The 14,611-nt window shown below is 56.7% G+C and carries 12 protein-coding genes; 7 read left to right on the top strand and 5 right to left on the bottom strand.

Going from position 1 to position 14,611, the window contains the following annotated elements:
- Nucleotides 1-419 precede the first annotated feature (419 nt).
- The 3 genes from fghA to A1830_RS16190 are packed head-to-tail and all read right to left on the bottom strand — an operon-like array spanning nt 420 to nt 3,337.
- Entirely contained in the window at nt 420-1,262 is an 843-nt protein-coding gene (fghA, locus tag A1830_RS16200; RefSeq protein ID WP_067708607.1) for an S-formylglutathione hydrolase, read from the bottom strand.
- 12 nt (nt 1,263-1,274) lie between these two features.
- Nucleotides 1,275-2,399, bottom strand: coding sequence for an S-(hydroxymethyl)glutathione dehydrogenase/class III alcohol dehydrogenase (locus A1830_RS16195; RefSeq protein WP_067708605.1), 1,125 nt, complete (start codon nt 2,397-2,399; stop codon nt 1,275-1,277).
- Between the two features lie 44 nt (nt 2,400-2,443).
- Nucleotides 2,444-3,337, bottom strand: coding sequence for a putrescine utilization regulator PtrR (locus A1830_RS16190; protein WP_067708601.1), 894 nt, complete (start codon nt 3,335-3,337; stop codon nt 2,444-2,446).
- A 128-nt stretch (nt 3,338-3,465) separates the two neighbouring features.
- Between A1830_RS16190 and A1830_RS16185 the strand changes: the two genes are divergently transcribed.
- The 7 genes from A1830_RS16185 to mglC all read left to right on the top strand — a co-directional run bounded on the left by A1830_RS16185 (nt 3,466) and on the right by mglC (nt 11,802).
- Nucleotides 3,466-4,602, top strand: coding sequence for a YbfB/YjiJ family MFS transporter (locus A1830_RS16185; RefSeq protein WP_067708596.1), 1,137 nt, complete (start codon nt 3,466-3,468; stop codon nt 4,600-4,602).
- Nucleotides 4,603-4,774: 172 nt separating this feature from the next.
- Nucleotides 4,775-5,440 carry a GTP cyclohydrolase I FolE gene (gene folE / locus A1830_RS16180; protein ID WP_067708593.1) on the top strand — a complete coding sequence of 222 codons (666 nt, stop codon included), beginning with the start codon at nt 4,775-4,777 and terminating at the stop codon, nt 5,438-5,440.
- A 44-nt stretch (nt 5,441-5,484) separates the two neighbouring features.
- Nucleotides 5,485-6,651: a DUF418 domain-containing protein YeiB gene (gene yeiB / locus A1830_RS16175; protein WP_067708590.1), complete on the top strand. Its 1,167-nt coding sequence runs from the start codon at nt 5,485-5,487 to the stop codon at nt 6,649-6,651.
- Between the two features lie 176 nt (nt 6,652-6,827).
- The gene (gene galS, locus A1830_RS16170) at nt 6,828-7,868 is read left to right on the top strand and encodes an HTH-type transcriptional regulator GalS (RefSeq protein ID WP_067708587.1); all 1,041 of its coding nucleotides are present in this window, start codon (nt 6,828-6,830) and stop codon (nt 7,866-7,868) included.
- A gap of 296 nt (nt 7,869-8,164) precedes the next feature.
- Entirely contained in the window at nt 8,165-9,160 is a 996-nt protein-coding gene (gene mglB / locus A1830_RS16165) for a galactose/glucose ABC transporter substrate-binding protein MglB (protein WP_067708584.1), read from the top strand.
- Between the two features lie 91 nt (nt 9,161-9,251).
- The gene (gene mglA / locus A1830_RS16160) at nt 9,252-10,772 is read left to right on the top strand and encodes a galactose/methyl galactoside ABC transporter ATP-binding protein MglA (RefSeq protein ID WP_067708580.1); all 1,521 of its coding nucleotides are present in this window, start codon (nt 9,252-9,254) and stop codon (nt 10,770-10,772) included.
- A 19-nt stretch (nt 10,773-10,791) separates the two neighbouring features.
- Nucleotides 10,792-11,802: a galactose/methyl galactoside ABC transporter permease MglC gene (gene mglC, locus A1830_RS16155; RefSeq protein WP_067708577.1), complete on the top strand. Its 1,011-nt coding sequence runs from the start codon at nt 10,792-10,794 to the stop codon at nt 11,800-11,802.
- 47 nt (nt 11,803-11,849) lie between these two features.
- On the opposite strand, the gene sanA is transcribed toward mglC, so the two are convergent.
- Nucleotides 11,850-12,587, bottom strand: a complete 738-nt coding sequence (sanA, locus tag A1830_RS16150) for an outer membrane permeability protein SanA (RefSeq protein ID WP_067708574.1) — start codon at nt 12,585-12,587, stop codon at nt 11,850-11,852.
- 165 nt (nt 12,588-12,752) lie between these two features.
- Nucleotides 12,753-14,450 (bottom strand): NAD-dependent malic enzyme, encoded by a 1,698-nt coding sequence (locus A1830_RS16145; RefSeq protein WP_067708728.1) that lies wholly within the window; start codon nt 14,448-14,450, stop codon nt 12,753-12,755.
- Nucleotides 14,451-14,611: the final 161 nt, after the last annotated feature.

The following is a 14,611-nucleotide window of genomic DNA, read 5'->3' as shown; positions in this document are numbered from 1 at the left end:
AACGAAGAGGCATCCATGCAAAGGATCCCAGTTAAAGCTCCGAACCGCTTTTACACGTAGCGAGCACAATGCGAAAGGAGCAGACGGGTGGGGGCCGGTGACAGGCAATCCACAGCGCTGAGCGCAGGGAGGAAGACCCGGATGGGCCAGCAGGGATGCTGGCACAAGGGCATGCCGGGACAGGGACGTCCCGTCATGCCCGGTCCGAAAGGTCGACNCCCCCACCCGTAGGCGACACCCCGGACCTTTGCCGCACCGGCCCCCACCCGTAGGCGACACCCCGGACCTTTGCCGCACCGGCCCCCACCCCCAAGCGACACTCCGGACCTTTGCCGGCCCAGGAGCCCAGGCGACAACCCGGACCGCCCAAAAAAAAGGGCTCCCCGATGGGAACCCTTTATACGCGCAAAACAACCTCGTTACGCCAGCAAATGCTCAGCGTGGAAGCGCAAATGATCCTCCACGAAACTCGCAATAAAGAAATAGCTGTGATCGTAACCCGGCTGGATCCGTACGGTTAACGGAAAACCCTTCTCCTGAGCAATCGCTTCCAGCCTCTCCGGGTGCAGCTGATCGGCCAGGAACTGATCGCTGTCACCCTGATCGATAAGCAATGGCGGCGTTGATGACGCCTGACGCATCAGCCAGCAGCTATCATACTCGCACCATGCCTGCCGATCCTCGCCCAGATAGGCGCTAAACGCCTTCTGCCCCCAGGGCACCTCCATCGGGTTAACAATGGGTGCAAACGCCGACGCGGAACGAAAGCGGGTCGGATTACGCAAAGCCAGCATAATGGCACCGTGCCCCCCCATCGAATGCCCCATGATGGCCTGACGATCGCTAACGTGAAAATTACTGGCAATCAGTGCCGGTAGCTCCTCGTTAATGTAATCGTACATGCGGAAATGGGGCTTCCAGGGCGCTTCGGTCGCGTTCAGATAAAATCCTGCGCCCTGGCCCAAATCGTAACCCTCATCATTGGCTACGCCTTCTCCGCGCGGGCTGGTATCCGGCATCACCAGCACCAGACCCAAATCAGCCGCCACGCGCTGCGCACCTGACTTAGTGGCAAAATTCTCATCGGTGCAGGTCAGGCCAGCCAGAAAATAGACCACCGGCGGGGGCGCATCGCGCTTAGGGCCGGGCAGGAAAATACTGAACGTCATATCGGCGTTCAGGGTGGCAGAACGATGGCGATAGCGCTGCTGCCAGCCGCCAAACAGACGATGTTCTTCAAGTAGTTCCAGCGTGGACGCCATTAATCCTCCCGATTATTTACTGAAATGCACCACGGAACGGATCGACTTGCCTTCATGCATCAGATCAAACGCGTCATTGATCTCTTCCAGCGGCATCGTATGGGTAATAAAATCGTTCAGCTGGAACTCGCCGTCCATGTAGCGCTGAACGATGCCCGGTAGCTGAGTCCGACCCTTCACGCCGCCAAACGCGGAACCGCGCCAGACGCGCCCGGTCACCAGCTGGAAAGGCCGGGTTGAAATCTCTTCTCCCGCGCCCGCCACGCCGATAATCACCGACTCGCCCCAGCCTTTATGACAGCACTCAAGCGCTGAACGCATCACGTTAACGTTCCCGATGCACTCGAAGGAGAAATCCACCCCGCCATCGGTCATCTCAACGATCACTTCCTGAATCGGCTTATCATAGTCTTTCGGGTTAATCAGATCGGTTGCGCCCAGTTTGGTTGCCAGATCGTATTTGCTGGTATTGATATCAATACCAATGATGCGACCCGCCTTCGCCATTTTTGCGCCGATGATGGCAGACAGACCAATGCCGCCCAGACCGAAAATTGCCACCGTATCGCCTTCCTTCACTTTGGCGGTATTCATTACCGCACCCATGCCGGTGGTCACGCCACAGCCCAGCAGACACACCTCTTCAAGCGGCGCCTCTTTGCTGATTTTCGCCAGTGAAATCTCCGGTATCACGGTATATTCGGAGAAGGTCGAGGTGCCCATATAGTGGAAAATGGGTTTACCGTCCTTAAAGAAGCGGGTAGTGCCATCCGGCATCAGCCCTTTACCCTGGGTGGTACGGATGGCCTGGCAGAGGTTGGTCTTACCGGAAAGACAGTATTTACACTGACCACACTCCGGGGTGTAAAGCGGGATAACGTGGTCGCCAACGGCTACACTGGTGACGCCTTCGCCCACGGCTTCAACAATACCGCCGCCTTCATGGCCGAGGATGGCCGGGAACACGCCCTCAGGATCCTTGCCGGAAAGGGTGTAAGCATCGGTATGGCACACGCCGGTTGCCACGATGCGCACCAGCACTTCGCCTTTTTGCGGTGGCATTAAATCAACTTCTTCAATTTTGAGTGGCTCACCGGCAGCCCAGGCCACGGCGGCGCGCGTTTTGATCATTTCCATAGTTATTCTCTTTAGTCGTTTCAGTGCATCAGGGGGATTATTAATTATGGACGAATTTCGTCAGGATCTGACGCATCGTCGATGTGCTCAATAATTAGCGACTTCAGTGCCTTTACGTTAGGGGTAAAGGCGTCACGCCGCCAGACCAGCCAGGTGTCGGTCTCGCTGACGTCAGCGGGCAGGGAATGACGCTGGACGCCCGCCCGAGCCGGAAGCTGCCCGAGAACCGATTCGGGCAGCAGGGCAAGCCCCGCGCCGCTGGCCACGCAGGCGAGCATCGCGTGGTAAGACTGTATCTCCATAAAACTGCCGGGCTGAATGCCGCTGCTGCGAAACCAGTTTTCGAAGCGCAGCCGATAGGAACAGCTGGGGCGAAAGGCAAACAGCGTTTCCCCCACGGCATCGGCGGGATGATGAATGGGCGTATGGCCGAGACCTGAAATCAACACCATCTTTTCATGGAAGACAATGCAGCTGTTAAGCTCGTCCGCCGTAATGGGACCATCGGCCAGCGCCGCGGCCAGCGTACCTTCGCGTACCCGGCTGATAACCTCGCCAGAGGTGCCGGTTATCAGCGACAGGGCCACGCCAGGGTAACGCTGATGATAAGCGGCCAGCAGCACGGGCAGGCGGGTCGCCGCCGTGCTCTCCATTGAGCCGAGGGCAAAATTGCCCCCCGGCTCGCCGTTATGCGCCATACTCATCGCTTCCTCACTCAGCGCCAGAATGCGCTGGGCGTAGCAGAGAAAATTATGCCCTACCGGCGAAAGGCGCAGGCGCTGCTTCTCGCGGATAAAGAGATCGGCCCCCAGTTCCTGCTCCAGCTGGCGCAGACGCGTGGTCAGGTTGGAGGGTACGCGGTGCAGCTGCTCAGCCGCGCGTGCCAGCGAACCCGTTTCTGCTACTGAACAGAACATTTTCAACTGCGTCAGATCCATGCCTTCTCTTTTTGTAAGCAAGTTGGTGATGATTATTCACTTTCCGTCAGTGTAGCGATCCTGCATCATACTGGCAACCCTTTGTCGGCAAGCTGTCGACGGGCGCAACTAACTTCAGGAGCGGGGATATGGATTTTCGCGTGGCGCTAAGCGCTTTTTTATCACTGGTGGTTGCGATGGGGATTGGCCGCTTTGCCTTCACCCCACAGGTGCCGCTGATGATCGGCGAGCATCAGCTCTCCCTGACCAGCGCGGCGGTAGTGGCCGCCATCAACTATCTCGGCTATCTGTGCGGTTCTTACGATGCCATGCGCGCGACCCGACGGGTGGAGCGTCGTCTGAAGGTCGGCGTCTGGGGGGCGGTGGGGCTGACGCTGCTCTCAGCCTGCGTTGAAGGACCCTGGCTGCATGGCATCGTCCGCTTTCTGATTGGCTGGGCCAGCGGCTGGGCCATGGTGCTGATTGCCGCCTGGAGTAATGAACAGCTGCATAAATATGGCCGTGCCGGACTGAGCGCCGCCGTTTTCGCCGGGCCGGGAACCGGGATCTTTCTTAGCGGCATGCTGGCAGTCGTACTGCACGGTCAGCACGTCAGCGCCGCTACGGCGTGGCTGGCCTACGGACTGCTGGCGCTGGTCCTGATTGCGCTTATTGCCCGCAACCTGCCGGGGTCCGGGGAGCTTCACCGTCCTGAAACGGCACCTGCGCCGCTGGTGCTGACGCGGGGTCTGAAAAAGCTGGTCTGGAGCTACAGTCTGGCGGGTTTTGGCTATATCCTGCCCGCGACCTTTCTGTCACAGATGGCGGTTTCGCGCTTTCCTGGCAGTCCCTTTGCCCAGTACGTCTGGCCGATATTTGGCGGGGCAGCGGTTATCGGCATTGGTCTTGGCATTCTCACCCGCCATTTTGGTCAGGCTAACGTCCGGCTGGCGATCGTGCTCTGGGCACAGGCGGCGGGGGTCTTTGTCGTCGAGATGATGCCGGGGATCGGCGGTCTGGCGCTGGGTGCGGTGCTGATGGGGGGCGGTTTTCTCTGCGTAGTGCAGCTTACCCTGCACTACGCCCGCGAGCTGGCGCCGCAGCATGCCCGCTATATGGCGGGCCTGTTAACCACTGGCTATGCGGTAGGTCAGCTGCTGGGGCCGCTGCTGTCGGCGCTTTCCACCCAGCTAACGCACCGGCTGGAGCCCGCGCTGTACGTGGCCGGGGTGGCGCTGCTGGTGGCCGGCGCGCTGGTCTGGAAGCGCGACCCGGCGGCGGCGTAAAAGACGCCACCCGCATCCTGAGTACCCTGTGCCTGAAGCTGCGTGAAACAGTTTCATCCCGGTTTAAATTGATTCACTGGATTAACGTCGCATTGTGTACCAGAATAGCGCCTCAGAATTTTTGCCGGTCCCGCCCGGGGCCGGAATAACACCCGCTGGAGAAAAGATCGCCATGGCTACGTTAAGTCAGGAAGCCGCACTGGTTCACGAAGCGCTGCTTGCGCGTGGACTGGAAACCCCGTTACGCTCGCCTGCGCGTGAAATGGATGACGAAACCCGCAAACGCCTGATCGCCGGTCATATGACTGAAATCATGCAGCTACTGAATCTGGACCTTACAGACGACAGCCTGGCCGAAACGCCGCATCGCGTCGCGAAAATGTACGTTAATGAGGTCTTCTCTGGTCTCGACTACGCCAATTTTCCCAAAATTACCGTTATCGAAAATAAGATGAAGGTCGATGAAATGGTGACGGTGCGTGATATCACCCTGACCAGCACCTGTGAACATCACTTTGTCATTATCGACGGTAAGGCCACCGTGGCCTACATCCCTAAGGAAAAGGTCATCGGCCTGTCGAAGATTAACCGCATCGTGCAGTTTTTCTCCTCGCGCCCGCAGGTGCAGGAGCGTCTTACCCAGCAGATTTTAGTGGCGCTGCAAACCCTGCTCGGCACCAATAACGTGGCCGTATCCATTGATGCGGTACATTACTGCGTGAAGGCGCGCGGCATTCGCGATGCGACCAGTGCCACCACCACCACGTCGCTGGGAGGATTATTCAAATCCAGCCAGAACACGCGGCAGGAGTTTCTTCGCGCAGTACGCCATAGCTGATGCCTGACGGGCCATCTGGTTTGCTTTAACACAGGACAGGCCTCATGCCGCGTATTCACACGCTGGATTTTATCCGTGGGCTGGCTATTCTGGGCATTCTTCTGCTCAATATCATCGCGTTTGGCCTGCCCCGGGCCGCCTACCTTAATCCGGCCTGGCACGGGCTGCCGCCGGATTATGACGCCTGGTGCTGGGCGCTGGTCGATCTCTTTGCCCAGGAAAAATTCCTTGCCCTGTTTGCCCTGCTGTTTGGTGCCGGTCTGCAGATGCTGCTGCCGCGCGGCAAACGCTGGCTCCAGGCGCGGCTCACCTGGCTGGTGCTGTTAGGTTTCCTGCACGGTACGCTTTTGTGGGACGGCGATATCCTGTTCGACTACGGGCTGATTGGGCTGGTGGTCTGGCGGATGATCCGCGATGTCTCCTCCAGCCGTCAGCTCTTCAATACCGGCGTAATGCTCTATCTGGTTGGCAGCTGTGCGCTTGTCGTGCTGGGGCTGGGAGCCTCTGTGCATCCCAACAGTAGCTGGCTCCCGGGATTTGCCGACGTGCAGTACGAAACCTTCTGGAAGACCCAGGGGGGCTGGCCTGCGATTCAGAACCGGCTCGATCTCTTCTCATCCGGCCTGATGGCGCTGGCGGTGCAGTATGGCTGGCAGCTGGCCGGGTTGATGATGGTCGGCAGCGCCCTGATGCGCAGCGGCTGGCTGAAAGGCAGCTATAGCCTGGCACATTATCGTCGCACCGCCGCGATCCTCATCTCGCTGGCCTGGCTGATTGAGCTTCCCGCTATCGCTTTACAGTGGGCTTCCGGCTGGGAATTCCGCTGGTCCGGCTTTTTTCTGCAGGTTCCCCGTGAAATCAGCGCGCCGTTACAGGCAGTAGGGTACGCGGCGCTCTGTTTTGGCTACTGGCCCACATTGTCGCGCCTGAGGATAACCCGGGCAGTGAGCTGCGTGGGGCGTATGGCGCTAACCAACTATCTGCTGCAAACCCTGATATGCACCACCGTTTTTAACCGCCTGGGCTGGTTTAACCAATGGGATCGCTGGCAGCTGGTGGCGATGGTGCCTGCCGTCTGGCTGATCAACCTGTCGTTCTCCCTCTGCTGGCTGCGCCATTTCCGTCAGGGTCCGGTTGAATGGCTATGGCGCAGACTGACGCTGCTGAGCGGCGGGCGGCCCCTGACGACGGGCTATCCGGGAAAGGAGTAATGTCCGCATCGTCAGGAAGATGATGCCGCTCACAAAGGCAGGATAAAGCGTTGTAACCGTTTTCATCCCTGTGACGACTTTCACGTAGCCCCGCCGCTGATGCTGTAAGAATAGCCTCCAGTCAACCTGACATCTGGAAGGGCTATGCAACGACCATTCTCCCCGGGCAACTGCCCATGATGACCATTCGTGATGTCGCCCGCGCGGCGGGCGTCTCGGTGGCCACCGTCTCACGCGTACTCAATAACAGCGCCATCGTCACGCAAAGCACCCGGGATGCGGTGTTAAAGGCGGTCGAGGGCCTCGGCTATCGACCCAATGCCAATGCTCAGGCGCTGGTTACCCAGGTCAGCGATACCCTTGGCGTTGTCGTGATGGACGTCTCCGATCCCTTCTTTGGTGCGCTGGTCAAGGCGGTGGATTCCGTTGCACAGCGCTGGCAAAAGCACGTGCTGATTAACAACTCCTATCATCAGGCAGACAAAGAGCGCCATGCCATTGAGGTACTGATCCGTCAGCGCTGTAACGCCCTGGTGGTGCATGCGAAGGCGCTTGAGAATGCAGAGCTGATTTCGCTGATGGACGAGGTGCCCGGCATGGTGCTGATCAATCGCGTGGTGCCGGGCTACGCACACCGCTGCGTCTGTCTGGATAACGTCAGCGGTGCGCTGATGGCCACCCGCATGCTGCATCAGCAGGGACATCAACGTATCGGTTATCTGGCCTCCAGCCACGGGATTGAAGATGTGCATCAGCGACGTGAGGGCTGGCGGCAGGGGCTTTTGGAGCAGGGCATTCTGCCGCCGGAAAACTGGATAGCCAGCGGTGAGCCGGATATGCAGGGGGGCGAAGCGGCAATGGTTGAGCTGCTTGGCCGCAACCTGCATCTGAGTGCGGTTTTTGCCTATAACGACAGTATGGCGGCAGGCGCGCTGGCCGCACTGAAGGATAACGGCATCCGGGTGCCGCAGGCGTTATCCCTGGTCGGCTTCGATGATATTCCCATTTCACGCTATACCGATCCGCAGTTAACGACGGTGCGCTACCCGATTATTTCTATGGCAAAGCTGGCGACAGAATTAGCCCTCAGGGGCGCGGCTGGTGAGCTGGATGAAAGCGAACAGCACTGCTTTATGCCCACGCTGGTACGCCGTCATTCGGTAGCCTACTGCCAAAATGCGGAGCCGGTCACTAACTCAGGTGATTCCCTGGTGTAACCGTTTTCAATCTGTGAGTAAATTCACAGTTAATTAACATCCCATTCTCTATGATGGCTGCGACCTGACGGCAATGAAACATTATGTAACGCAGGTCAACCCTTATATGAAGGCGGTTTCTGGCGATGTGAAATAATTACTTACATCGCCATTCGGAAGTGGTACCGCAGGGGGAAGTCGTTTTTATTTAACAAATATTTGGCTTTGCTTAACGTTACGTCAACCTTAACGCCTCGCCGGGATCGCGCTGTTGCAGACCCGCGACGCCGCAGACCACCCTGTTTAAAACCGGAGATATTATGAAGAAGGCTTTCACCCTCACCGCCCTGGCTGCCAGCATGATGTTCGGTGCAGCGGTTCACGCCGCCGACACCCGTATCGGCGTAACGATATACAAATATGACGACAACTTTATGTCCGTCGTGCGTAAAGACATCGAGAAAGAAGCCAAAAACAGCGCAGGCATCCAGCTGCTGATGAATGACTCACAGAACAGCCAGTCCACCCAGAACGATCAGATCGATGTGATGGTCGCCAAAGGCGTTAAGGCGCTGGCAATCAATCTGGTTGACCCGGCAGCGGCGGCAGTGGTGATAGCGAAAGCCAAAGCGAATGATATTCCGGTGGTCTTTTTCAATAAAGAGCCGACCGCCAAAGCGCTGGCCAGCTATGACAAAGCGTATTACGTCGGGACCGACTCAAAAGAGTCCGGGGTGAAGCAGGGCGAACTGATTGAGAAACACTGGAAAGCCAACCCGTCATGGGATCTGAACAAAGATGGCGTGATCCAGTTCGTACTGCTCAAAGGCGAGCCTGGCCATCCGGATGCGGAAGCCCGCACCAAATATGTTATCGACACCCTGAATAAAGACGGCCTGAAAACCCAGCAGCTGCATCTTGATACCGCGATGTGGGACACTGCCCAGGCGAAAGACAAGACGGATGCCTGGCTCTCCGGCCCGAACGGCAACAAAATTGAAGTGGTCATCGCCAATAACGATGCGATGGCCATGGGTGCCGTCGAGGCACTGAAAGCCCATAACAAATCCTCCGTACCGGTCTTCGGCGTCGATGCCCTGCCGGAAGCGCTGGCCATGGTGAAATCAGGCGCGATGGCCGGCACCGTGCTGAACGATGCCGGGAACCAGGCGAAAGCGACTTTTGAACTGGCGAAAAACCTGGCCGCTGGCAAGCCCGCAACCGAAGGCACCCAGTACAAGCTGGATGGCAAAGTGGTACGCGTGGCGTACGTGCCGGTGGATAAAGACAACCTGGCCCAGTTCTCTAAATAACTCAGATCTGACGGGCGCAGCCCTCTGCGCCCGCTACCGGGCTGGCGATCGGGCCCGCCTGGTTTCACGCAACGATTAGCCAGGTAGAACTATGGCCAGTGATAAAGTGCAAACACAGCGTGAATATCTGCTGGAGATGACCGATGTCAGTAAGTCATTCCCGGGTGTGAAAGCGCTGGACCATGTAAATCTAAAAGTGCGTCCGCACTCCGTCCATGCCCTGATGGGGGAAAATGGCGCGGGGAAATCGACGTTATTAAAATGCCTGTTTGGCATTTACAGCAAAGACGCGGGAACCATTCTTTTCCAGGGCCAGGAAGTTAATTTTAACAGCGCGAAGGAAGCGCTGGAAAACGGCGTGTCGATGGTGCATCAGGAGCTGAACCTGGTACTCCAGCGCACCGTAATGGATAATATGTGGCTCGGACGCTACCCGAAAAAAGGCATATTTGTCGATCAGGATAAAATGTATCGCGATACCAAAGCGATATTCGACGAGCTGGATATTAATATCGACCCGCGCGATAAAGTGATTACGCTGTCCGTCTCGCAGATGCAGATGATCGAAATAGCCAAAGCGTTTTCCTATGATGCAAAAATTGTCATTATGGATGAGCCGACCTCCTCGCTGACGGAAAAAGAGGTGAATCATCTGTTCACGATCATCCGTAAGCTGAAAGCGCGCGGCTGTGGGATCGTTTATATTTCGCATAAAATGGAGGAGATTTTCCAGCTGTGTGATGAGATAACCATCCTGCGCGATGGTCAGTGGATTATTACCCAGCCGCTGGAAGGGCTGGATATGGATAAGATTATAGCGATGATGGTGGGGCGTTCGCTCAATCAGCGCTTCCCGGATAAATCGAACGTGCCGGGGGAAACCATTCTGGAAGTGCGCAACCTCACCTCGCTGCGCCAGCCGTCGATCCGCGATATCTCCTTCGATCTGCGCAAGGGTGAAATCCTGGGCATTGCCGGACTGGTGGGGGCAAAGCGCACCGATATTGTCGAAACCCTGTTTGGCATTCGCGAGAAGTCCGGCGGCACCATCCGGCTGCACGGCAAAAAGATCAATAACCACAGCGCCAACGAAGCAATTAATCACGGCTTTGCGCTGGTTACCGAAGAGCGTCGCGCGACGGGCATTTACGCTTTCCTGGATATCGGCTTCAACTCCCTGATTTCCAATATTCGTAAATATAAAAACAGCGTGGGACTGCTTGATAATAAGCGCATGAAAAGCGACACCCAGTGGGTTATTGATGCCATGCGGGTGAAAACGCCGGGGCACCGCACGTCGATTGGCTCCTTATCGGGAGGGAATCAGCAGAAGGTTATTATTGGCCGCTGGCTGCTCACCCAGCCTGAAATATTAATGCTGGATGAGCCAACGCGCGGCATTGACGTTGGGGCAAAGTTTGAAATTTATCAGCTTATTTCAGAGCTGGCGAAGAGAGAGAAGGGCATTATTATTATCTCCTCCGAAATGCCAGAGCTGATAGGCATTACCGACCGGATTCTGGTAATGAGTAACGGCATGGTTGCAGGCATAGTAGACACAAAAACCGCTACGCAAAACGAAATATTACGTTTGGCATCATTGCACCTTTAATGAGGTAAGGGCTGTTACCATGAAAGCAGTTAATAAGAAAAGTGCGCTCACCTGGTTGAAAGAGGGCGGAATATACGTTGTATTACTGGTGCTGCTGGCGATTATTATCTTTCAGGATCCCACCTTCCTGAGCTTAATGAATCTGAGCAATATTTTAACCCAGTCGTCGGTACGTATTATTATTGCGTTGGGCGTTGCCGGGCTGATTGTGACCCAGGGTACCGACCTGTCAGCGGGTCGTCAGGTCGGCCTCGCGGCGGTTGTCGCCGCGACGCTGCTCCAGGCGATGGATAACGCTAATAAGGTATTCCCGCAGATGGATACGGTGCCGATCCCGCTGGTTATCCTCGCGGTATGCTTTATCGGCGGTATTATCGGGCTGGTGAATGGGCTGATTATTGCCTATTTGAAAGTGACGCCCTTTATCACCACCCTGGGCACCATGATTATCGTCTACGGCATTAACTCACTCTATTACGACTATGTGGGTGCCTCGCCGATTGCGGGCTTTGACGAGAAGTTTTCAACGTTTGCGCAGGGGTTTATCCGCTTCGGTGATTTCAAGCTGTCGTACATTACCTTTTACGCGGCTATCGCCATTTTCTTCGTCTGGGTACTGTGGAATAAAACCCGCTTCGGTAAAAATATCTTTGCCATTGGCGGTAACCCGGAAGCGGCTAAGGTCTCGGGCGTTAACGTTAATTTTAACCTGATCCTGATTTACGCCTTGTCGGGCGTGTTTTATGCCTTCGGCGGCATGCTGGAAGCCGGGCGTATTGGATCGGCGACCAACAATCTGGGCTTTATGTATGAGCTGGATGCGATAGCGGCCTGCGTGGTGGGCGGCGTCTCCTTCGCGGGCGGCGTAGGAACGGTAGCGGGCGTGGTCACCGGGGTGCTGATTTTCACCGTGATTAACTACGGCCTGACCTATATCGGCGTGAACCCTTACTGGCAGTACATTATTAAGGGCGGCATTATCATTTTCGCCGTGGCGCTCGACTCGCTGAAATATTCGCGGAAGAAGTAAAGTTGTCCTGCGCCCGCCGCGTGCGGGCGTCGGGCAGAATGACGCCCTCACTGAGGGTCGTGCGGTTTTTTCTCCAGCTTTTCCTGTAGCTCCAGCAGCTGCTCCGGCGTCACGGCGGGGTAGCTCTGGGCATCTTCCGCCACCTCCTGTCTTGCCGGAATGGGCACCAGCGGGCCAAGAAAACGCGGTTCACGCTTCATCAGATACAAGTCTGCCAGCGCGCCCAGGCGAGCACCCACCTCACGTACGCGAATATTGATCATATTCTTCGGCGACGGCACCGCATAGCACTGGGCCTGAATCCCCATATGCAGGGCGATAAACAGCGCGCGCTCACAGTGAAAACGCTGGGTGATTATAATGAAATCGTTGGTATCAAACACTTTGCGGGTGCGCACAATCGAGTCCAGCGTGCGAAACCCGGCGTAGTCGAGCACGATATCTGCCGGGTCTACCCCTGCGGCAATCAGATCGCGGCGCATGGTCATCGGCTCGTTGTAGCTTTGCTGGGCATTATCACCGCTCAGCAGCAGGTAATTTACCTTGCCGCTGTTATAGGCGTTAATCGCACCCTGAATACGGTAAAGGTAGTACTGATTAATGACGCCGGTCCGGTAGTACTTAGCAGTACCCAGAACCACACCCACCTGGCGGTGCGGCAAAAATTTAAGATCGTCGTAGACCCAGGGCGCGGTTTTGACGCTTATCCAGCGATCCAGGCCGAGCGCGGTCACTACCATCAGCGTAGCGATGATAATCAGACCATAAATCAAGCGTTTTACCATGCCGGACGTTGCTCAGCGTTGCTGCCTAAGGATGGGTCAAGGCTACTTTACCCGACGAAACGAAGCAAGCAGCGGTGCACCATATGGTGGCATTTCGCACAATGCGCGCCGGGGCGGAACAGAGGGCGGGAAAAAGCCGGGCGAGGGTAACGCCCGGCAGCAGGATCAGATTGAAGTACGACGGTAGTTACGGTACTGCGGCAGCCAGAAGTTAGCGGCGATGGATTTCGACAGGACGTCTTCAGACGTCACTACCGCTACGCCTGCCAGCTGAGCAGCCTTGCCCACCGCCATGGCGATCACTTTCGATACGCCCTGAATATCCTTCACCTCAGGCAGTACCGGACCGCTGCCGTCATTGACCAGCGGAGAGCAGTCTGCCAGCGCGCGGCTCGCGGCCATCAGCATACTGTCGGTCACGCGGGTTGCACCGGAGGCGATGACGCCCAGGCCGATACCCGGGAAGATGTAGGAGTTATTACACTGGGCGATAGGATAGGTCTTCTCTTTCAGCAGCACCGGCGAGAACGGACTGCCGGTCGCGACCAGTGCTGCACCCTCGGTCCAGGCCAGAATATCCTGCGGCGTGGCTTCCACGCGTGACGTGGGGTTAGAGAGCGGCATCACAATGGGACGCGGACAGTGCTTGTGCATTTCCCGCACGATCTCTTCACTAAACAGGCCCGGCTGACCGGATACGCCAATCAGGATGTCAGGACGCGCATTACGCACCACATCCAGCAGCGACAGCGAGTCAGACGCGACATCCCAGTGCGTCAGCTTTTCACTCTTCTGTACCAGCTTCGTCTGGAAGTTGAGCAGGTTCGGCTGTTTATCGGTGAGCAGGCCAAAGCGATCGACCATATAAACGCGCGCGCGCGCCTCTTCGTCGCTCAGTCCTTCTGATTTCATCTGCGCGATAATCTGTTCGGCGATACCGCAGCCCGCAGAACCGGCACCGAGGAAGACCACCGTCTGCTCGCTCATGGTGCTGCCCGCTGCGCGACTGGCCGCAATTAGCGTCCCCAGGGTGACCGCCGCGGTGCCCTGAATGTCATCGTTAAAGCAGCACACTTCATCGCGATAGCGCTCCAGCAGCGGCATCGCATTTTTCTGCGCGAAGTCCTCGAACTGCAACACCACGTTTGGCCAGCGGCTCTTCACGGCCTGGATAAATTCGTTAACGAAGTTATCGTACTCTTCGCCGGTGATGCGCGGGTGACGCCAGCCCATATACAGCGGGTCGTTCAGCAGCTGCTGGTTGTTGGTGCCGACGTCCAGTACTACAGGAAGGGTATAGGCCGGGCTGATCCCGCCGCAGGCGGTATACAGCGACAGCTTACCAATTGGGATCCCCATACCGCCGATCCCCTGGTCGCCCAGGCCAAGAATGCGCTCACCGTCGGTGACCACGATCACCTTAACGTTCTGCTTGGTGGCGTTTTGCAGCATATCTTCAATGCTGCCGCGATTGGGGTAAGAGATAAACAGCCCGCGCGCGCGACGGTAAATTTCAGAGAAGTGTTCGCAGGCAGCACCCACGGTTGGGGTGTAGATAATCGGCATCATCTCTTCAAGATGATTGTCCAGCAGGCGATAGAACAGCGTTTCGTTAGTGTCCTGGATATTACGCAGGTAGACGTGCTTGTCGTTATCGTTTTTGAAATCCTCAAACTGTCGCCATGCGCGCTGGGCCTGTTCTTCAATGGTTTCCACCGTTTCAGGCAGCAGGCCGTTGAGGTTAAAATCGTTACGCTCTTCGACGGAGAAGGCGCTGCCCTTATTCAGCAGGGGGAATTCCAGCAGGATAGGGCCAGCGTAAGGGATATAGAGCGGTCTTTTACTTTCGTAGTCGAGTTCCATGCGGGTATTACTCATTCGAAGCGGGAAGATGTGGAACAATCCTAAAATAATTCATCTGAAAGTACAGCTTTTGTTAACAATTGATAACAAAAGCAGCAGCACTATTGCCGTTAAGGTGCGGCGCAATGGGCCATCTGGCCGCACCCACGGCGGGATAATGG

Source organism: Erwinia sp. ErVv1, assembly GCF_900068895.1.
Classification (GTDB): Bacteria; Pseudomonadota; Gammaproteobacteria; order Enterobacterales; family Enterobacteriaceae; genus Erwinia.
This window is presented reverse-complemented; position numbering and strand designations above follow the sequence as displayed.

Excerpts from the sequence above, each read along its gene's own strand:
- A1830_RS16195 (WP_067708605.1), bottom strand. The coding sequence starts at position 2,399 with ATGGAAATGATCAAAACGCGCGCCGCCGTGGCCTGGGCTGCCGGTGAG.
- galS (WP_067708587.1), top strand. The coding sequence starts at position 6,828 with ATGATGACCATTCGTGATGTCGCCCGCGCGGCGGGCGTCTCGGTGGCC.
- mglA (WP_067708580.1), top strand. The coding sequence starts at position 9,252 with ATGGCCAGTGATAAAGTGCAAACACAGCGTGAATATCTGCTGGAGATG.
- folE (WP_067708593.1), top strand. The coding sequence starts at position 4,775 with ATGGCTACGTTAAGTCAGGAAGCCGCACTGGTTCACGAAGCGCTGCTT.
- A1830_RS16190 (WP_067708601.1), bottom strand. The coding sequence starts at position 3,337 with ATGGATCTGACGCAGTTGAAAATGTTCTGTTCAGTAGCAGAAACGGGT.
- sanA (WP_067708574.1), bottom strand. The coding sequence starts at position 12,587 with ATGGTAAAACGCTTGATTTATGGTCTGATTATCATCGCTACGCTGATG.
- A1830_RS16185 (WP_067708596.1), top strand. The coding sequence starts at position 3,466 with ATGGATTTTCGCGTGGCGCTAAGCGCTTTTTTATCACTGGTGGTTGCG.
- yeiB (WP_067708590.1), top strand. The coding sequence starts at position 5,485 with ATGCCGCGTATTCACACGCTGGATTTTATCCGTGGGCTGGCTATTCTG.
- mglC (WP_067708577.1), top strand. The coding sequence starts at position 10,792 with ATGAAAGCAGTTAATAAGAAAAGTGCGCTCACCTGGTTGAAAGAGGGC.
- fghA (WP_067708607.1), bottom strand. The coding sequence starts at position 1,262 with ATGGCGTCCACGCTGGAACTACTTGAAGAACATCGTCTGTTTGGCGGC.
- A1830_RS16145 (WP_067708728.1), bottom strand. The coding sequence starts at position 14,450 with ATGGAACTCGACTACGAAAGTAAAAGACCGCTCTATATCCCTTACGCT.